This window comes from Streptomyces sp. URMC 123, assembly GCF_051386515.1.
Classification (GTDB): Bacteria; Actinomycetota; Actinomycetes; order Streptomycetales; family Streptomycetaceae; genus Streptomyces.
The window spans coordinates 1-223 of the sequence record NZ_JBPQTV010000808.1; the positions used below are offsets into that span (position 1 = coordinate 1).

A 223-nucleotide genomic window follows, 5' to 3' on the forward strand; every position below is an offset into this window, starting at 1 on the left:
TGGAGGGCCTCGCGGACCTCTTCGGGGCCGTAGGGCTGGTGTCCGTCGAAGCCGTTGAGGGCGATGACGAAGGGCAGTCCGCTGTTCTCGAAGTAGTCGACGGCCGGGAAGCAGTCGGCCAGGCGCCGGGTGTCCACCAGCACGATCGCGCCGATGGCGCCGCGCACCAGGTCGTCCCACATGAACCAGAAGCGGTCCTGTCCGGGGGTGCCGAACAGGTAGA

The 223-nt window shown here is 68.2% G+C and carries 1 protein-coding gene; it reads right to left on the reverse strand.

Going from position 1 to position 223, the window contains the following annotated elements; translation table 11 throughout:
- On the reverse strand, window positions 1-223 hold a 223-nt coding region (locus tag ACSNOD_RS32075), incomplete at both ends, for a GTP-binding protein (protein WP_436770554.1).